15 protein-coding genes are annotated in these 20,270 nt (G+C 33.5%); 10 read left to right on the top strand and 5 right to left on the bottom strand.

The annotated features are described in order from the left end of the window. Nucleotides 1-103: 103 nt before the first annotated feature. The 7 genes from queF (at nucleotide 104) to Trichorick_RS00640 (ending at nucleotide 11,233) form a co-directional block, all read left to right on the top strand. Nucleotides 104-925 carry an NADPH-dependent 7-cyano-7-deazaguanine reductase QueF gene (gene queF / locus Trichorick_RS00670; protein ID WP_323738353.1) on the top strand — a complete coding sequence of 274 codons (822 nt, stop codon included), beginning with the start codon at nucleotides 104-106 and terminating at the stop codon, nucleotides 923-925. Between the two features lie 77 nt (nucleotides 926-1,002). After that, nucleotides 1,003-1,563: a hypothetical protein gene (locus tag Trichorick_RS00665; protein ID WP_323738352.1), complete on the top strand. Its 561-nt coding sequence runs from the start codon at nucleotides 1,003-1,005 to the stop codon at nucleotides 1,561-1,563. Between the two features lie 219 nt (nucleotides 1,564-1,782). Continuing rightward, on the top strand, nucleotides 1,783-3,294 hold the full coding sequence (locus Trichorick_RS00660) for an Npt1/Npt2 family nucleotide transporter (protein ID WP_323738351.1): 1,512 nt from the start codon (nucleotides 1,783-1,785) through the stop codon (nucleotides 3,292-3,294). 21 nt (nucleotides 3,295-3,315) lie between these two features. Continuing rightward, a complete protein-coding gene (locus Trichorick_RS00655; RefSeq protein ID WP_323738350.1) occupies nucleotides 3,316-5,007 on the top strand; it encodes a hypothetical protein in 1,692 nt (563 codons plus the stop codon). Between the two features lie 137 nt (nucleotides 5,008-5,144). Next, nucleotides 5,145-6,128 (top strand): polyprenyl synthetase family protein, encoded by a 984-nt coding sequence (locus Trichorick_RS00650; protein WP_323738349.1) that lies wholly within the window; start codon nucleotides 5,145-5,147, stop codon nucleotides 6,126-6,128. A 281-nt stretch (nucleotides 6,129-6,409) separates the two neighbouring features. Further along, nucleotides 6,410-7,462, top strand: coding sequence for a COX15/CtaA family protein (locus tag Trichorick_RS00645; RefSeq protein WP_323738348.1), 1,053 nt, complete (start codon nucleotides 6,410-6,412; stop codon nucleotides 7,460-7,462). Nucleotides 7,463-7,588: 126 nt separating this feature from the next. Further along, nucleotides 7,589-11,233, top strand: a complete 3,645-nt coding sequence (locus tag Trichorick_RS00640; RefSeq protein WP_323738347.1) for a pentapeptide repeat-containing protein — start codon at nucleotides 7,589-7,591, stop codon at nucleotides 11,231-11,233. Nucleotides 11,234-11,660: 427 nt separating this feature from the next. Here the strand turns inward: Trichorick_RS00640 and parC are convergent, their stop codons facing one another. The 5 genes from parC to Trichorick_RS00615 all read right to left on the bottom strand — a co-directional run bounded on the left by parC (nucleotide 11,661) and on the right by Trichorick_RS00615 (nucleotide 16,120). After that, a complete protein-coding gene (gene parC / locus Trichorick_RS00635) occupies nucleotides 11,661-13,865 on the bottom strand; it encodes a DNA topoisomerase IV subunit A (protein WP_323738346.1) in 2,205 nt (734 codons plus the stop codon). A 17-nt stretch (nucleotides 13,866-13,882) separates the two neighbouring features. Then, nucleotides 13,883-14,266: a coiled-coil domain-containing protein gene (locus Trichorick_RS00630; RefSeq protein WP_323738345.1), complete on the bottom strand. Its 384-nt coding sequence runs from the start codon at nucleotides 14,264-14,266 to the stop codon at nucleotides 13,883-13,885. A gap of 59 nt (nucleotides 14,267-14,325) precedes the next feature. After that, nucleotides 14,326-14,886 carry a ribosome recycling factor gene (frr, locus tag Trichorick_RS00625; protein WP_323738344.1) on the bottom strand — a complete coding sequence of 187 codons (561 nt, stop codon included), beginning with the start codon at nucleotides 14,884-14,886 and terminating at the stop codon, nucleotides 14,326-14,328. Between the two features lie 370 nt (nucleotides 14,887-15,256). Further along, on the bottom strand, nucleotides 15,257-15,970 hold the full coding sequence (gene pyrH, locus Trichorick_RS00620; protein ID WP_323738343.1) for a UMP kinase: 714 nt from the start codon (nucleotides 15,968-15,970) through the stop codon (nucleotides 15,257-15,259). A gap of 6 nt (nucleotides 15,971-15,976) precedes the next feature. Further along, nucleotides 15,977-16,120 (bottom strand): hypothetical protein, encoded by a 144-nt coding sequence (locus Trichorick_RS00615; RefSeq protein ID WP_323738342.1) that lies wholly within the window; start codon nucleotides 16,118-16,120, stop codon nucleotides 15,977-15,979. A gap of 51 nt (nucleotides 16,121-16,171) precedes the next feature. On the opposite strand from Trichorick_RS00615, the gene nuoG reads away from it, so the two are divergent. The 3 genes from nuoG to nuoI all read left to right on the top strand — a co-directional run bounded on the left by nuoG (nucleotide 16,172) and on the right by nuoI (nucleotide 19,931). Then, nucleotides 16,172-18,223: an NADH-quinone oxidoreductase subunit NuoG gene (gene nuoG, locus Trichorick_RS00610; RefSeq protein ID WP_323738341.1), complete on the top strand. Its 2,052-nt coding sequence runs from the start codon at nucleotides 16,172-16,174 to the stop codon at nucleotides 18,221-18,223. Next, nucleotides 18,220-19,236 (top strand): NADH-quinone oxidoreductase subunit NuoH, encoded by a 1,017-nt coding sequence (nuoH, locus tag Trichorick_RS00605; RefSeq protein ID WP_323738340.1) that lies wholly within the window; start codon nucleotides 18,220-18,222, stop codon nucleotides 19,234-19,236. The genes nuoG and nuoH overlap by 4 nt, the downstream gene beginning before the upstream one ends. A gap of 215 nt (nucleotides 19,237-19,451) precedes the next feature. After that, nucleotides 19,452-19,931, top strand: a complete 480-nt coding sequence (gene nuoI, locus Trichorick_RS00600; RefSeq protein ID WP_323738339.1) for an NADH-quinone oxidoreductase subunit NuoI — start codon at nucleotides 19,452-19,454, stop codon at nucleotides 19,929-19,931. Nucleotides 19,932-20,270: the final 339 nt, after the last annotated feature.

Genomic DNA, 20,270 nt, shown 5'->3' with positions numbered 1-20,270 from the left:
GAAGCTCTGCGCTGCTCACGTACGCTGCGCTGCGCAGACGGAGGAACTCTGAGCGAACTTGAAGTTGATCCTCGTCTACAACTCTTCAAATCAAACGAGTATCATGGAAAATATATTGCTTGGTAAAAAGACAGCGTATAAGGATGAATACGATCCCACCTTACTATATCCAATTGCTCGCAAGCTTGCCAGAAATCAAATAGGGGTAGTGGCTCCTTTGCCATTTAAAGGATTTGATATTTGGAATTGTTATGAGGTATCCTGGCTTCATTATAGTGGTAAGCCTGAGGTAAGAGTGATGGAGATTATTATTTCAGCTGATTCTGAAAATATTATTGAGTCAAAGTCATTAAAATTATACCTGAATTCATTGAATAACACTAAATTTAATGACGATAATCAAGTGATAGAGTTAATGCAAAGCGATTTAAGTAAGGCGATAGAATCTCCGGTTACTATTCGTTGTCAAACTTTAGATGGATATCGTAATTTAGAACTAGGCAATTTTACTGGTATTAATATCGATTTGCTGGATGTTAGCATTTGTGATTACAATATAAATGCAAATTTATTATCACTATCTAAAGAAAAATTATTGGTAGAAGAAGTGTTGTACTCAAATTTACTGAAATCAAATTGTTGTGTAACTGGTCAACCTGATTGGGCTTCAATTCAAATTAGTTATAAAGGACTAAAAATAGATCATTCTGCGTTGTTAAAGTATTTAATATCTTTTCGTAATCATCAAGAATTTCATGAGCAGTGTGTAGAGCGGATCTTTATTGATATAAAAAATAGATGTAATCCCGAAAAACTTACGGTGTATGCAAGATATACTAGGCGAGGGGGTGTTGATATTAACCCTATTCGTTCCACTGATTTAAATGTAACGCATATAGAAAATTTCCGACAAATTCGTCAATAATTTTTGACTATATCAGTAAATGTAGATGATCATTCTGAAATAGCAATGTTTTAGTTAGGAGAAAGGTAGGTATATTTATGCATAAACATAAAGCAAATGTCACCAAGTTACATAAGTCAAGAATTAAGAAAACAGTTTCTGCCGATATTAATATTGACGATGAAGGTCAGAAAATGATACAAGAAGAAGCTTTTTCATTATCTAGTACAATAATGAAAGTTAGGTCAGTAGACGATAATAGCGGTGAGTCGTTAGCGGTTTCCGGTAATATTTTAAAATGTGATATTGCAGAAGATATAAATAAAGTAGTTAATAATTATACACAACTTACTAATAATACTATTGATAAGCTAGTTGACGATACAAATGTAAATATATATTTTGCTGAAGAAGTGCTGAGTGCTTGTACCGCCACGTTTGATCAAGCTATACAAGAAAATATGATTATTAGCAGAGATATACTACAATTGCGAGACGTCTCGGATATGCTAAATTTTCAACGTAAAGTTGTTAGCGAGAATTTCAATAATTTTGCTGATTTATTTTTAAATATTAGTAATATTGGCCAAAGTTTGGTCAATAAAAAAATGGAAAATTCCACAAGCTTTGTTGATAAATATATTAAATGCTTTATTTAGAGAATAGATGTAAACAAAACGTTGATTAGACCTCTTGCATTTTTGTTTATTTTTAATTTTTCCATGCCAAATTTTATTCTATATACTACCATTATCATAAAATTTGGCATGAAATATAAAAAACATCCTAAAAATCATCTTGATGTTGTATTTACATCTACCCTCCTTACTAATTATGCTGTAACATTCGTGGACTAACAAATATTTTTCTTTGTATATATGTCAACGAGCACACTTAAAAAAAATTTTTTTGCTACCTTTAAAGAGGTAATATGGCCAATAGAAAAAGGAGAAATGAGACTCTTCTTACCTATGGCGTTAATGATGTTGTGTGTGTTATTTAATTTTGCTGCACTTAGATCATTAAAAGATGGTTTAGTAGTACCGGAAATAGGAGCAGAAGCAATAAGTTTTCTTAAATTATGGCTTGTATTGCCGTCGTCTGTGATATTTACTATAGTTTACGCTAAACTGAGTAACATTTTTAGTTTTGAGCGTGTTTTTTATATAGTGATAAGTATTTTTCTGTGTATTTTTTTGTTATTTGCATATTTGCTTTATCCTAATCAAGCTTCTTATCATCCAGACATTGCTTTAATTCATAAATTAGCCTTGGATTATCCAAATTTAAAGTGGTTTATACAAATAGCTGGCAAATGGAGCTACGCCTTAATGTATATATTTTCTGAATTGTGGAGTGTGGTAATAATTAATCTAATGTTTTGGCAATTTGCTAATCATATTTTTAATACTGCTCAAGCAAAGCGCTTTTACCCAATTCTAGGTATGGTTGGCAATTTTGGTTTGATCTTGGCTGGTAATGTATTAATGACTTTCTCAGATGTTGCTGAGGTATTGGATTACATGACTCCAGAGTACAAGATGCAATGTCAGAGGATGCTGCAGCCAATAATATTATCAATAGTTTTTGCCGGCATTGCCGCAATGATTTTATTTAAAATTATTAATAGCATAATATTAAAAGAAGAAGGTTTTCGTGATAAATTTCATCGGGTAACAGAAGATAGTAAGACTAAGCTTTCTTTGATTGAAAGTATTAGATTAATAATGAATTCCAGTTATATATGCCATATCGTAGTTTTAGTGTTATGCTACGGTTTAGTAATTAATTTATTAGAGGGACCTTGGAAAGCAAAATTGAGAGAATGTTATCCAAATACTATTGAGTATGTTAATTTTATGGGCCAATTCAATATTTATATGGGAATTGCTAGCATTACATTTATGATTATCGGCAGCAATATTTTGCGGAAATTGAGCTGGATTACGGCAGCTTTATTTACTCCAGCAATGATTTTTATTACTGGCACAATATTTTTTACTTTTATAATTTTTGCCAAAGAAATTACGATTTGGAATATTACAGTAAATCCAGTTTTTGCGGCAGTAATAGTTGGAGCAATACAAAATATTTTAAGTAAATCGACAAAATATTCCTTATTTGATTCTACTAAGGAGATGGCTTATATTCCTTTATCTATTGAATTGCGTACTAAAGGAAAAGCAACTGCTGAGGTCATAGGTCTTAAGTTTGGTAAATCTTTAGGTGCTTTTGTGCAGTCGGGTATTTTTATAATATTACCGATGGCCAGTTTTAACTCAATATCATTTTATCTGATGATTATTTTTATGGTATTTATTGTAATTTGGGTTCAAAGTGTAATTAATTTGAATAAAGAATATCTGGCAGTATGTAATAACTCCGTTTGATACAGTTTATTAGAGGTGATTTTGTATAGAAATTCTTATTTAAAAAGGTTCTTAAAATATTGTTTTTGGATAATATGTTCTTTAGTTATAATTTATAGTTTAGCTTGGTATATATCACTTAATCTAATTTCAGCTTCTATAAACAAGCAATATGCTAATAAGCAAATAAATGTAATCGAGCCAAACCAGAGCTTAGAATATTATATAAAATTTGATAAAGTGATTCCGGTTGGCTATCCTTTTAAAATTGCGATTAAATTTATAAATTGGAATGAAGAAGGTCAGTCTAATAAAATTGAGTATAAAGATCCTCTTATCATTGGCTATGATTTGCTCAAAAGTAGAATATTTATTCACTTTGCCGGTGAAATTAATGCTTGGTATAAACCAGTACAATCTAAATTTGGGTCAAAAATTATCATAGGCGATTCTTATAATAGTTTTAGATTGCCATTTAGTAGTAAATTAATAAAAACTATTATAAATAACAATAACTGGTTTGAAATTATCAATTTTATTAAAGATTTTGAATCTAGATTATCAACCGTACAAATTTTTGATTTAGTAGATGATGAAAAATTATATGATGCCGATTATCAATTAATTAAATTATTTTTTAGTAAAAAAAAGTTTTACACCAGTTTACAGGATTTCTTACAAAATATACCACAAAGACTTGACATTACATATTCTACAAAAGTTAATCATGCAATTTCCGGTAGAAGATTTGCTCCAGAAAATTTGCTGCATAATTTTATAGTACCTTTTGCATTTAATGGCGAGAGTAAAATTTATATAACGACTGAAGCTACAAATTTTACTGATCTAAAAAATGATTTAGTTATAGGCGTAACTTATGCTCCAGATGATTCAGTAGTGCATAAATTTAAGCCTAATATATTTTATAAACATAAACATGATGGTGTTAATACTGATCTAATTGTAAATTGTGAGGTAAATCTTGCTTTAAAAACTGGATTCTTTAATGAGGTATTTGAATTATTGAAATATGTTATTGTCAATATTCCCACTAATCCTATGACCACTATATTTAAAGTTTGGTTAGAATATACTGTTGATAATAAAGATAAATTTAAATTAGAAACGTTAGAAAATAGAGAGTACAATTTTGATTTAGATTTTTCTTTTGCTCGTCGGAAGGATGATTTGCAGCTGCAGGTTAATAATTTTAGTATAACTTCTGGTAGAAGTGGTATCCGTCTTACTAATGAGAGTATAATAAAAACTGGAGCAGAATCTGATAAAAATTGGCATAGTAAAGGTTTGGGCGTTATTAATAACTATCAAAAGATAGTAGATTTGTTATTAGAGAATGCTTATGTATTCAAAAAATTTGGCGGAGAGACTGAGGCTAGTAGATTATTATATGCTGATACAGCAAAGCATTTTTTAAAAACTATTTCTGATTATCCTGATTCTGCATCAGATGACCTAAGTTTGGAATATAATTTCAATTCCAGTAATTTGATTAGAAGCAAAATTGGTAATACGGAATTAGGCAAAATTAAAATCTTATACTATCTGGCTTTATATAGAAAAACCGTTGAACAAATTAAAGCTGGAGATAATATTTTAGATAAAATGAGAGAATTTGCGCCGGAACTAGATCAAGATCAAAAGCAGTTTTTAGAACAATTAATGCTTAAGCCGTTTGAATTGAAACAGGATACTTGGCAGCAGCTTATTGAGTAAAAATGATACTTTGATGAAAATCAAATAATTACTTAGTCATGTCAGAGATCTTTAATATTCATAGAGCTTAGAGCTCTTATTTGATTTTGATCTTCACAATTATTCACATTCTTTATTATTTTCATGGAGCACATAATTTGGGCCTTATTCGAGATATCCAAAAAAATTTAGCTGAAGATCTTAGCGCTATGAATGATATGATCGCAAGCTATTTAGTAGCGCGAGAAGAATTAGTAGCCTTGGTAGGTAAATATTTAATTGATGGTGGTGGTAAAAGAATCAGGCCATTACTTACAATACTGTCCAGCAAAATGTTTAAGTATAGTGGCGAGAATCATATTCGGCTTGCAGCTGCGGTTGAGTTTATTCATACAGCCACTTTATTGCATGATGACGTAGTGGACGAGAGTGCAGTGCGTAGATTTAAACCGACAGCTAATGTGATATGGGGTAGTAAGTCTAGTATTCTGGTTGGTGATTTTTTATTTAGTCAGTCTTTTAAATTAATGGTTGAAACTAGATCGATTTCAGCAATGCAATCATTATCAAAAGCTTCGGCTATTATTGCTGAAGGAGAAGTAGCACAGTTGGTAAAATTAAAAGAAAGGCGCTTAATTACCATAGAAGAATATCAAGGAGTAATCGCTGCAAAAACTGCTGAGCTATTTGCAGCTGCTTGCGAAGTTGGGGCTATTATTGCTGACCAGCCATTGGCGCACTGTAAGATTTTATGGAATTTTGGGATGGTTTTAGGTAATATTTTCCAAATTATTGATGATTTACTTGATTATTTTGGTAGTGAAAAAGAGATTGGCAAGAATATTGCCGATGATTTTTTAGAGGGTAAGGTCACTTTACCGCTAATTTTACTGTATGATAGCTTAGCTCCAGAAGAGCAGGCTAAGTTATTGACGATGATTGAAAATGATAACCGATCTTGGGATGATTTTTTATTAATCAAAAAATTATTAGACCAATATTCTATAAAAGAGCAGGTAATGGTATATTTAGAATCTTTAAAGATTGAAGCACATTCATGGTTAAAGCAAATTAGTATTACTAATAGATATAAGGATTATTTAGCTGATTTAGTTGAGTTTACTGTAAACCGGTCATTTTAGATAAGGTATCTTATAAATAATTAACCGAGCATTAGCATCGCCAAGAATATCGGTCTTTATTTACAGAATAGACCTCTCTCACTTATTCTTACGTTTTGTGTATGCTTATCGTCACAAGTTTACTGAATGAGTTATAAAGTCATCCTGAACTTGTTTCAGGATCTCGTCAAAACTGTATCAGATCCTGAAACAAGTTCAGGATGACTTTTGATTTATTATGATGACTTTTTTATTTTAGTTTTTTTTGTCTACTTAATTCACATAATTTCATAGAATAAATAATGTTATCACTATTCAATCAACATCAAAAGAATTATTTAATAATTTGGTTAAGCATATGCTCTTTAATGGTAATCTTAATGATTTTTCTTGGAGGGCTAACCAGGTTAACTAACTCTGGGCTATCGATAGTAGAATGGAAGCCAATTTCGGGAATTATACCACCATTAACTGATAACCACTGGCTAGAAGAATTTGCTAAATATCAGCTTTCTCCAGAATATTTACAACTTAATAATAGTATGAGTTTAGCCGAATTTAAATTTATTTTCTGGTTAGAATTTGTTCATCGACTAGCCGGAAGAGTAACCGGATTAGTATATTTATTACCCCTATTATATTTTTATCGACAAGGAATAATTGCAAGGACTACTAAAGTATATCCAATAATATTATTATTATTTGCTGTTCAAGGATTTATTGGCTGGTATATGGTAAAAAGCGGTTTAGAGCAGATGCCTTATGTTAGTCATTTTAGATTAGCCCTACATTTAATTATAGCTTTTATAATTTATACTTTATTATTTTGGCAGTTAATGATTAATTCATGCAAAAATAAAATGATTTTGCCTGGGATGAATTTACAACCGCTTAGATTATTATGTGGGTTATCATTAGCAATGATGTACTTGCAAATTATTATTGGTGGACTGACAGCTGGGCTTGATGCTGGTTTAGTATATAATAGTTTCCCACTAATGGGAACAAAGTTTATTGCAGAAGAAATTAGTATAAGCACTATTGGTTTTGAGAGTCTTAATGATCCAGTATTTATACAATTTTTGCATAGAAGTTGTGCATATTTAATCATAGTAACAGTGAGTATGATTATTTTTAAGTTGTGTTATATAAATAATTCCAAGTTACGTATAATTAATTATTGTATAATATTAGCTTTAATATTGCAGGTTTCTGCCGGTATTCTAACAATTATATACGCTGTTCCTATTTCTTTGGCTTTGATTCATCAAATCGGAGCTGTCATATTACTATCTTGTTTATTATGGTGTTATTATAGCATTAGTAGTTACGCTGACTCTGTTAATAATAGTTAATTTTTCTGCAAAAAATTTCTACATTTTATAAAAATAAATACATTATATAAATTCATATAAAATTAATTAATTATTAATTTATCCTTATGTATAATTCAATTAATAATTTTTTATAATGAGGGTTTGGTGGCAGAAGAATTAGAGTTAGAGAAGAAGAAGAAATCATGGCAGGGCATTCAGAATGCGTTGGATAGTGTATTTTCTGGAAAGGCTGATAGTTTATTGGGTAGTATAATCAAAGATTTTACTCCAAATGAAACTACTGGCAAAGCCCCAGGTTTAAGTTTCGGTTCTATCTGGAAAGCCATAAAGTTTGCTGTTACTCATCCTATCGATACCTATAATATGATAAAATTAGCGCGATCAGATCCGGCAATTTATCAAGACCCAGATTTTCAGAAAGAGGTATTAGGAAACCAAAAATTATGGGATAAAGTCAAAAAAGAAGCTGATGGTCTACCTGCTGTTGGCAAAATGTTAGACGGATTTGGAGTCAAAGAATTTAGTAAAGATGGTATCTTAGATCAAAATGGACTTAAAAATATTGGTGCTGCTCTAAAAAATGAAGAAACCTTAAAAGATATCAAAAATATTGCGCTTAATGCAATCTCACCTAATGCTGATTACATGAAGATTACTTCAGATGGTCTAGGGTTGTTAGCTAAAGACCCAAATATGACGCAGTACTTGAAAGGTAATGGTAAAGCAATCGGCGAATATACAACAGCTAAGTTAACTACTGTCACCCAAGCGGATGTTACAAGAACTCTTGATAATGTAATTAAGAATGCTAAATATTCTTCAGCGCAAACCTTGTTGCAAGGTAACTCAGAACTTAAAAATCAGTTTACTCAAATAATAGCTAATAATCTTGCCAATCCTTCCGTAACACAGGCTTTTGATACAATTCCTGAATTCATGAAATTAACGGCTTTACAACAGGAGAGCCTAAAATCATTATCAGAAGAAACTTCGTCTAAAACACAACCATTTTTACAAGAAGCGTATGGTCTTGATAAAACTAAAGCTGGTGCTCTTGCAGGTATTGTTCCGATTTTATTGGATTCACCAAAAGATTTAAAAACAGTATTTGATGGATTTCAAGCAGGTAATTACACCAAAATGACTACAGATTTACTGTCTATGGTTGATAGAAAGCCAGAAATTGCAGAATATTTTAAAGGCAACCGTGATATATTTGTGGATGTTTTAAATAAAACTTTTGAAAATACTCCTGCCCTTAAAGACTTAAACCTTAAAGGAGAGTTGTACGATATAGTGCCGGCTCTGCTAAAACATCCTAAGGAATTAACTGATATTATTAATATTCAAAATACCGGTAATTACGGTGAAGTTGGTAAAAAATTTATCGATCTGGTACAAAGTGATCCGGAAATTAAAGGGTATTTTACGGAAAAAGGAGGATTGCTGACACAAATCTCAACTAAAGCAATGGGAATGGAAGCATATGGTATTAAAGATGATGAAGTCGGCAAGATTTTTGAAAGATTAATGGATAAGGAAAATGCGCCAAAACTTCAAGGAGTCCTCGAGTCCTATCAGAAAGGTGAATGGACTAAAGTGATCACCTCAACCTGTGATCTGATAGACAAAGATCCGCAGTTTAAGCAATATATGAAAGATAACAAGGAAAATCTTGCTAAGATAGTAACTGCAGTAATTGATAAGTCACCACAATTAAAAAGCTATACCAACGGTGCTGATGTGGGGCATTTGGCCAGTGGTATTCTAGAAAATCCTAAAGTAATTAAAGATTTAGTAGAAAGCTATGAAAAATATGCGAATAGTAAAGGCAAAATAGAAACTGTAGCTGCTGTTGCTTCAATGGGTATTACAGGAGCAAAAATTGCCATGCAAAATGCTGGAGCAATATATGGTGCTGTAACTGGGTGGATATCAGGAGCAGATTCTGCAAAACAAAATCTGGTTAATGGTATTGTCCAGCAATTATCTGATACGGATCGCAGTAATGTTACAGAACCATTAAAGCTTAATGATTTTGTAAAAAATAGTATTGCTAATAGTAATTTAAATCAAGAGAACCAAGCTAAAGTAGATACTTTAGTTAATAGAAACATCTTATTTGATGGTGTTAATATTAAAGGTAGCATCGACGCTCCGTTAAAATTAGAGAATCTAACCATTGAAGGAAATAGCTTTGTTAATTCTACTATAGAAAACACATCGTTTAAGAATACGGTATTTACCAATGTTGGATTTGATGGTGTTAAACTAAAAGGAGTAGATTTTGCTGGAGCAACTATAGATGCTACTACTTTAAAAAGTATGCTCGATTCTGTTAAGAAAGGTGGCATTGCTTTAGATGGAGTAAAAATAGTTGGTGATTTAACTGGGGTTGATTTATCTGGAGTATCGTTAAAAGGTGCTGATCTTAGCAAAGTTACTTCAATGAAAGATGTAAATCTTAAAGATACTAATTTAACTGATAGCAAATTTCCAGAAAATCGTCAATTATTGACCGATACCTATAATCTTGATAAGGCGATGGTAACTGTCGGTGCAATTGCTCCGGAAACAATGAAAGAACAGCAAAATAAAGTAGTTGATAAAGCGGTAGAACAAATTGCTAGCGTTGCTGATACAGTTGGTGGAGAAAAAATGAGTGCCGAGCAAAAAACCAAGCTTGGAGTTACAATAAAAGAGCTTATTCAGGAAGGTGGTGCTGTTGGTAAATATATACAAGAGGGGTTAAGTGCAACTCCTAATGACGCAATCAATAAAAACTTTCCAATTAAGCCAAAACAAATAAGCCATGTTGCTGATTATAATGGTAAAACTAATAATATGATGACAATTCTCTTGGCCAATAAAGATGGGGATAGCAAAGCAATCAGTAATGCTATAGCTGCTAATGTTATAGCTGATACCGTAACAACTAATTTATTTCAGAAAGGTCAGAATAGAGGTAAAGATGGTCTGCTGATAAAAGAAGCAATGAAACAGGTTGTGACTAAATTTACTCAGGAAAATCCTGGAGCTGATCTTAATAAATCTTTAGGAACTCCTGAAGGACAGAATTTAGTTGGAGAAATTAGTAAAGAGCTGCAATCCAAAACAAAGTATACTACTGTCGGAAAAGTTACTGGAGGAATTTATCTACCACCTGAGGCTCTTACTGAACCTTTAATAAATAAGTTAAAAGTACAAATGAATGATAGTTGTGGTACGACTAAACTCAATGAGCAAGAGCTAGCGAATATTGAAACCATGGCAAATAAAATCGGCACTAATTTATTTGGTACAGGGGTAGATGGTGCTAGAAAAAGTGATACCAAGCTTATTGAGCAGAATTTAAAAGACACATTTTACCAACTGAAAAAAGAGAATAATGGAGTAGATTTATCAGATACGATCAGTCAACAAACAGATAAAATGGTTGGAAAAGTAGACAAAGGGTATATTACGACTGCTAGAACAGAGCTTACCGAATTATACTATAAAAACTCAACTAACACTAGCGCTGGGATGGTCACTGGTGGTATATATCTTGACGAAGCAAAAATCGGTAAAGAAGATTTTAGAGAGAAAGTAAAACAAATGGTAAAGGATTCAGTGCAACCATCAATAGATCAAAAGGTAAAAATATCTGAACTAGCAAAGCAAGCAATGATACAAAACCCAGAAATCAAAGGATTAATTAAGCCTCAGAATGGCGATAAACCTCATCACCAAGAAGTACCTATAAACCAAGATTTAAAGAATAAACGTTCTTCTGTGGTTGAAAGGTAGTTTTAAAATTAGACCTTTCTTACAAACTCAAGCATAAGAGAGGATTTGAAGGAGATACTACAGCTGGGTCTTTAGCTTCATAGCCATATTTAGGTTTGTTTTGAGAATTCGAGTATTGGAGTTGTGTACAAATTATCCACAAGATATGTAATGTGAGTTGCCAATTAAAATTTCCAGAAACTCCAGTTTCCATATCTGAGATGAGCTGATATATCCTCACGAATTGTGGGGTCATTTAATTGGCAACTCGTGAGTGTAGAGTTTGTGAGAAGGTTTGTTGATGAGTATTGTTCGCGAGTTTTCGGTTTCGTCTTAAATTGGTGAGTCCTCATGTCATTTCATGACATCGAGAGCTTATAAACTTACACTGTAGAACTTTTTTCGTTTTTCATAAAAATTCCTCTCTATATCTACTTCTAAGACAGGTTTAAGTAATCGTAAAAGCTTTACCATCTTTAGGAAACCCAGCTGGTGGTAATTTACCGCTACTGCTGCGTTTTGCTCGCCAGTTTATAAGATCTTTTTCTGTTTTTATTTTGTTATTGTGACGCCAGCTAAGGCCACTCGTGGCATCAAAAACAGTGATATCAGTTAATAGAGCGTCTTTAAATTTTTGTAAAACTACCCCATGCCCTCGTTTCATGATTGGGATTTCGTTTAAGCTGAAAATCAACAGTTTACGATTTGATCCGGTACATGCTACAGTATCCCCAGTGACTGGTATGCAAGCAATACATTGATGGTTATCAGCTAGGGTCATGATCTGTTTGCCTAATCTGGTTTGTGCGAGTAAATCGTTTGACATTACAATGAATCCTTTCCCAGAACTAGATGCCAATAATATTTGTTGGTCTGGCGTATAAGTAAACATGTTAGTTATAGAATGATTACCAATATCAACAATTAGTTTTATCGCTTCTCCATGTCCTTTTCCTTGATAGATAGTATTAGCAGCAATAGTGAAAACTCGCCCCTCAGTGCTGCAAAAAATAACCTTATCAGTTGAATAGACTTCTAAGATAAATTGTTCCGCATCACCTTCTTTGTATTTTATTGTAGATAAGTCATGATTATGTCCTTTTAAGCAACGAATCCAACCCATTTTAGAACAGAAAATAGTTACCGGTTCACGCAATATAGTGTTAAGATCAATTATTGCTGGGATATTGGATGGTTCTGAGAAACTGGTACGGCGCTTACCAAGGGTGGTACTGATTCCAAACTTGCTTTGTAGGGTTTTGATTTCTGATTTTACTATTTTCCATAATTGTTTAGGGTTAGCTAGGACCTCTGTCAGTTCTGCATGTTGTTTTTGGAGATTATTATATTCATTAATTATCTCATATTCGTCTAATTTTCTTAAAGAGCGTAATCTAATGTTTAATATGGCTTCGGCTTGAATATCAGTGAGGTTGAATTTATCAATCATTATTTGTTTTGGTTCATCTTCTTCTCTGATAATAGAGATAATCTCATCTATGTTAAGATAGGCAATTTTTAGGCCTTGTAGAATCTCCAATCGATGTTCAATTTTAGTGATTAAAAATTTGGATTTACGAGTAATAATATTTTGTCGATGAGCTAAAAATTCTTGTAGTACTTCAAGTAAATTCATTACTCGTGGAACTTGATTAGCACCAATGACATTCATGTTTAGTTGAATTCTTGATTCTAGATTAGTAAATTTAAATAAAGACTCCATTACTGCTTCAGCAGGGTAGCTTGCTTTAGTTTCAATAACAATCCTGATCTCTTCTGCTGATTCATCACGTATATTATTAATTAATGGTAGTTTTTTATCTTTAAGTAAAGCAGCAATTTGTTCTAAAATCTTGGATTTTAGTACTTGATAAGGAATTTCATTAATTATTATTTTATAATTATCGCCTTTAATCGCTTCAGTATGAAAACGCGCTCTAACTTTAAAACTACCACGACCAATAGTATAGCTTTGTTTAATTGAGTTAGCATCGTCAATAATGACGCCACCAGTAGGGAAATCAGGTCCTTGTACAAACTCTAAAATATCTAGTACAGTAGCTTTAGGGTTATCGATAATATGCAGCATCGCATCACATAACTCATGAAGATTATGTGAAGGTATAGATGTTGCCATGCCTACTGCAATGCCTTCAGAGCCATTAGCCAATAAATTGGGGAACATTGCTGGCATTAATACTGGTTCAAGGTCAGAATCGTCATATGTTGGGCGAAAATCAACAGTATCTTGATCAATATTGGCCATTAAGAAAGTGCAAATTTCAGTCATACGTGATTCGGTATAACGCATTGCAGCAGCATTATCACCATCTATTGAACCAAAATTTCCCTGACCGTCAATTAGTGGATAACGTAGAGAAAAATTTTGTGCTAATCGTACTAGAGTATCGTATACAGCAATATCACCGTGAGGGTGATACTTACCAATGACATCACCAACTACACGCGCGCATTTTTTATAAGCAGCATCTGGATTTAATTTTAATTGTAGCATCGCGTATAGTAGCCTGCGATGTACTGGCTTTAGGCCATCTCGTACATCAGGCAATGAGCGTGCCATGATAGTAGATAAGGCGTATGATAAGTAACGTTCTGATAGAGCGTTAGTGAATTCGATATTTTGGACTGACATATCTGTACATGATTAATTTATACAATTAATTTTATGAATACAGACATAACTAATCCAATTATGGTTAGTAAAAAAGGTAATAGCCATTTTAACATATCAATCTTTATTGTAGCAATATCACCTTTAAGCTCAGTCTTGAGATTAGCAATATCACTTTTAAATTCAGCCCTGAGATCAGCAATATCACTTTTAAACTCGGTTCTGAGTTCGAATATATCGCTTTTGAATTCAGTCTTAAGTTCAGCTAAATCTGTTTTTGTTGCTAAAATTTTACTTATATCGTTAAATTCATTTTTAGTAACAAACTGATCTACAATCTCAGTAACTAACTCTACTTGATTATTTGTAAGCCCAATTGTTATTAATTTGTTAACTAAACTATGCGCATTTGTTATTCCCATAATTTTTATTCTTTTCTAATAATTATATCAGTATTATAATATCATTTTTTATACATTCATCAAATAGTTAAAATTTCCTGTTCTTTTTGTTTGATAAACGAATCAATTTTATTGCTAAACTCATCGGTTAGTTTCTGAATATCTTCTGATAAATTATGATGTTCATCTTTAGAAATTTCGTTATTTTTCTCCAGCTTTTTTAGCTCCTCATTACCGTCCCGTCTTATATTACGTAATGATACTTTGGTATTTTCGCCATATTTATGCGCAAGCTTAACCAATTCTTTGCGACGTTCTTCTGTTAATGGTGGAAGAGTCATTCGTACTAACTGTCCATCTGATGAGGGATTTAATCCTAAATTAGCCTCGGTAATAGCTTTTTCTACTGCTTTAACCATGCCTTTATCCCAAACCTGTACAGTAATGGTTTTTGCATCTGGAGTAGATACAGTTGCTACTTGAGATATCGGCATTCTGTTGCCATAAGCTTCAACAACTACCGGATCTAATAGATTTATTGATGCTCTACCGGTACGTAGACCTTTTAATTCATGATCTAGTACTTTCATCGCTCCTTCCATTCTGGTAGTCAATTCTTTGCGCATAGTTGTTTTATCCATGATTTTTATCCCCTAATATGTGGTATAGGTATTAAATTATTAGACTAGTGATTTTTCAAAATTTGAGAGGAAATTTTTACATATATTGAATTTTTTAGTCATTTCGAGTACACGATGTCATATGAATGCACGATGTCATCATAAACGCATTAGTCGTCCCGAACAGCACAGTTGTCATCCCGAACTTGTTTCGGGATCTTATGAAGTCCTGATGAGATCCCGAAACAAGTTCGGGATGACGTTGTACGTTGGATGACGTTGTACATTCTGGACGACTAACGCGTTTATGATGACATCGTGTACTCTGAATGACTGATCATGTATCTGTACGTCAAATGTTTTTAAAAAATTTTCTTCAAACCTCGATAGATTACTGAATTTTAGTATAATCACCTTGACCTTGCAACACTTTTAAAAAATTACCTTTTTCTTTGATAGAAAACACTTTGATTGGTAACTTATTTTCTCTAGCTAAGGCAATTGCTGCCATATCCATTACTTGTAAATTATCTTTCAGAATATCAGAGTAGGTGATGCGATCATATTTTATGGCATCAGGATTTTTTAGAGGATCAGAATCGTATATACCGTCGACTTGTGTTCCTTTTAACAATAAATCGCAATTCATTTCTATTGCTCTCAGTACTGCGGCACTATCAGTAGTGAAGAATGGATTACCAGTACCTGCGGCAAAAATTACTACTCGTTTTTTTTCCATATGACGTTTGGCTTTACGTCTGATATAGGGTTCGCAAATGCTGGCCATTGGTATGGCAGAGAGTACTCTGGTATGGATATTAATGCTTTCCATAATACTTTGCAAAGCCAAAGCATTAATGATGGTGGCTAGCATGCCCATGTAATCAGCGGCAGCTCGTTCCATACCAAGTAGTGAAGCATCGCTGCCACGGTAGATGTTTCCTCCGCCGGCAACTATACATACCTCAACACCAAGCTTTACTACCGCTTTAATATCATCGGCAATTGCTCTAATGGTATCATAATCATGACCAAATTGCTTGGTACCCATTAAGGCTTCACCAGAAACTTTTAGTAATACGCGCTTGTATGTTGATGTTGTCATTGATTCCTATATTTTATACTGGATAGTATCGTCTTCACTTTTATAGAGTAAATCATAAAAAATAGAAGTATTATTTTTATCAGCATCATGAAAATCACTGTAATCAGTAGTAAGTTGTGCTTGAAAATAGGAGTAATTTGAGTTAATCATTAATATATTAGTATTATAATTGCTACTTAAAAGAATTTAAGGATAACCCTAATGCCAAAGCTGGTCGTAGACGGCATCGCACTTGAAGTTGAAGATGGTATAACTGTTTTGCAGGCTTGTGAAATTGCCGGCAAAGAAATACCACATTTTTGTTTTCATGAAAGATTAAATATTGCGGGTAATTGCCGTATGTGCTTAGTGGAAATGGAAAAATCACCCAAGCTGGTTGCGTCATGTGCTATGCCAGTAAGTGAAGGTATAGTGATCCATACTAATACTCCAAAAGTAAAAAAGGCAAGAGAAGGGGTGATGGAGCTGCTGTTGATTAATCATCCTCTTGATTGTCCTATTTGTGATCAAGGTGGAGAATGTGATTTGCAAGATCAGGCTTTTAAATATGGGCGTGGTGGTAACAGGTTCAGTGATAATAAGCGGTCGGTGCAGGATAAAAATATGGGACCGTTGGTCAAAACCAGCATGACCAGGTGCATACATTGTACCAGATGTATAAGATTTGCCACTGAAGTGGCTGGCGTACCAGAAATAGGAGCGTTGTATCGTGGTGAGCATATGGAAGTCACTAGTTATTTAGAACGTACTTTAACTTCAGAGTTATCAGGTAATATTATTGATATTTGTCCAGTCGGTGCGCTTACATCAAAGCCATATGCTTTTAAAGCTCGTAGTTGGGAACTGGCGAAAACTGAATCAATTGATGTGCTTGATGCTTTAGGATCTAATATCAGAATAGATTCCAGAGGGATGGAGGTAATGAGGATATTACCAAAATTAAATGAAGATATTAATGAAGAATGGCTATCAGATAAAGCAAGGTTTGCTTATGATGGTCTAAAAAATATGAGGCTTGATCGTCCATATGTTAAAAAACAAGGCAAATTAGTTGAAGCTTCATGGGATGAAGCTTTATCTCATGTAGCAAAATTTTTTAAAATGGTTGATGGAGAAAAAATAGCAGCTATAGCTGGTACGCTAACAGCGGTTGAGCCAATGTTTTTATTAAAAAATTTATTGCAGCATTTCAACTGTTTTAATGTTGATGCTAATCAATATGACTATAAGCTTGATACTTCCAGTAGAGGAAATTATCTGTTTAACACTACGATCACTGGTATAGAACGAGCTGATGTCTGTTTATTGATCGGTGCTAACCCTAGACAATCAGCTCCGGTTTTAAACGCACGTATAGGTAAAATGCAAAGGCAAGGAGCGTTGGTTGTAGCTAGAATAGGAGAGATAGACGATCAGACTTATAAAATTCAAGAGCTTGGTAATGAACCGAATATCCTAAAATTGCTTGCTACTGGCACGCATGAATTTTCTGAAATATTAAAGAATGCGAAATATCCAATGATTATTGTTGGAGACGCTGTTTATTCTAGAAATGATGGCTATGCATTGTTAAGTATAATTCATGAGATTGTAGATAAGTATAAATTAGTTCGTCAGGATTGGAATGGTTTTAATATATTGCATAATCATGCCGGGATGGTAGGAAGTCTGGATATTGGTTTTACTCCAGGTGATAAAGGTAATAATGTTAAAGATATATTACAAAAGGCAAAAACTGGAGAGATTCGATTGGTTTATTTGCTAGGTGCTGATGAAATTGATATGCAAGAGCTTGGGGAGGCTTTTGTAGTATATCAAGGGCATCATGGTGATGCTGGAGCAAACAGAGCTGATGTAATTTTACCGTCAGCTGCCTATACAGAACAAGATGCTATTTATGTTAATTTGGAGGGTAGGGTGCAATTAGCTAGGGCAGCAGTGCAGCCACCGTATCAAGCTAAATTCGACTGGGTGATTATTCAAGCACTAGCTGAACAGCTTGGTGCTCGTCAAGCATATGCAGATTTAGGTAAAATTAGAAAACAAATAGCAGAGCAGTATCCGGTATTTGCGAATATTGATCAGTTGGTAACAAATAAAGTAATAAAATTTGCTAAAAAAGAGAAATTATCAAATAATTCTATTTTAAAGATAAAGAGTAATTATTACATGACTGATACTATTAGTCGTGCTTCAATAACAATGGCGAAATGTACACAAGCATTGCAGCAATATAAGGAGATTGTTGCATGATGGAGCTATTTTATGAATATATAGTTCCTATTATCATGATCGTTGTCCGTATATTATGTATTACCGTCCCGTTATTATTATGTGTTGCTTATTTAACTCTTGCAGAACGTCGAGTTATTGGCCTCATGCAAATGAGGGTAGGTCCTAATATAGTAGGGCCTTTTGGATTGTTGCAGCCTATTGCTGATGCTGTAAAATTAATGTTCAAAGAGATAATTGTTCCAACCCCAGCTAATAAAGCAGTCTTTATATTAGCGCCTATGATTACTTTTATCTTAAGTCTTATTGGATGGGCGGTGATACCTTTTGATGCTGATATGGTGCTGGCGAATATTAATGTTGGTGTACTTTACATTTTAGCTATCTCATCGCTTGGCGTCTATGGTATTATTATGGCTGGATGGGCTAGTAATTCAAAATATGCTTTTCTTGGTGCGATTCGCTCTTCAGCGCAGATGATTTCATATGAAGTATCTATGGGATTAGTAATTATTACGGTATTACTTACTACTGGTACCTTGAATTTATCTGAAATCGTTGAAGTGCAGCGCGGTTTTCCGTGGTGGATGCATTTATTACTAGCGCCGATGGCAGTGGTATTTTTTATTTCAGTATTGGCAGAAACTAATCGTTTACCATTTGACTTACCGGAAGCAGAATCAGAACTTGTAGCCGGCTATAATGTTGAATATTCGTCAATGACTTTTGCTTTGTTCTTTTTGGGCGAATATGCAAATATGATTTTAGTTAGTGGAATGACCACTACTTTCTTTTTAGGTGGTTATTTACCACCATTTGATCTGGATAGTTTACGAGTTATTCCAGGAGTAATTTGGTTTGTTTTTAAAGTAGCTATATTGTTATTTTGTTTTTTATGGATTCGTGCGACCTTACCGCGATATCGCTATGATCAGTTGATGAGACTTGGTTGGAAAGTATTTTTACCATTAACATTGTTTTGGCTGGTGTTAGTTTCGTCAATATTGGTGTATACTGATAATTTACCAGTGTAGCGTCGTTCAGTTAGGTGGATGCATAAGTTAAGGAAAGAGAGGCTATGACTGTCAAACTTTGAACCACTTTCACACCAATTGCGAGGGTTAAAGTTTGATACAATCTAGTAAAACGAGTTAACTTACTATAACTGGATTGCTTCAACCATAAATGGTCTCGCAATGATGATTCGTATATCAGATGGGTTCAACATGACTAATATAAGAGCTGTAATATGTTTAATTATCTAAAGTCATTTTTTCTGTTTGAAATAATATCTGGGCTAGCTTTAACTCTTAAATATTTATTTAAACCGAAAGTTACGATAAATTATCCATATGAAAAAAGTAAAGTAAGTCCTAGATTCAAAGGCGAGCATGCACTAAGGCGCTATGAGAATGGAGAAGAAAGATGTATAGCTTGTAAATTATGCGAAGCCATTTGTCCTGCGCAAGCAATTTTAATCGAAGCAGAAGAAAGAGATGATGGTAGTAGGCGTACTACTAAATATGATATTGATATGACGAAATGTATTTATTGTGGCTTATGTCAGGAAGCATGCCCAGTAGATGCAATCGTGGAAGGCCCTAATTTTGAATTTGCTACTGAAACTCATGAAGAACTTCTTTATAATAAAGAGCGTTTACTTCGTAATGGTGATATTTGGGAGCAAGAATTGGCGTTGAAGTTGAAGAAAGATTATCGGTACAGATAATATATAATACTTGGTGAAAATTGAGAATTGCGTCGTCTCCTTAAAGATCTGCGGTGCTTACGTATAGTACGCTGCGCTCCGAAGGCTTTGATGCTCCTAGCACTTATTCAATTTTGACCTTTGTTTATTCAAGTACACTAAGTAATAATGAGTGCACTAAGTATATAAAATGAGAGTGTTCAATAGACTTCTTTCGAAACTTGCTTCTGCTGATGATTTGTACACAGGTTCGGTACTCGAATCCTCACGCACCCTAAAGTGCGCTGCGGTTCTGCGTGTCGTGTCTCCTTCAAATTCTCTCTCAGAAGCAAGTTTTGAAAGAAGTCTAATGAACCATAC

This window comes from Candidatus Trichorickettsia mobilis (assembly GCF_034366785.1).
GTDB classification, from domain to species: Bacteria; Pseudomonadota; Alphaproteobacteria; order Rickettsiales; family Rickettsiaceae; genus Trichorickettsia; species Trichorickettsia mobilis_A.
The sequence above is the reverse complement of the archived record's forward strand: the minus strand, read 5'-3'. Positions and strand labels throughout refer to the sequence as shown.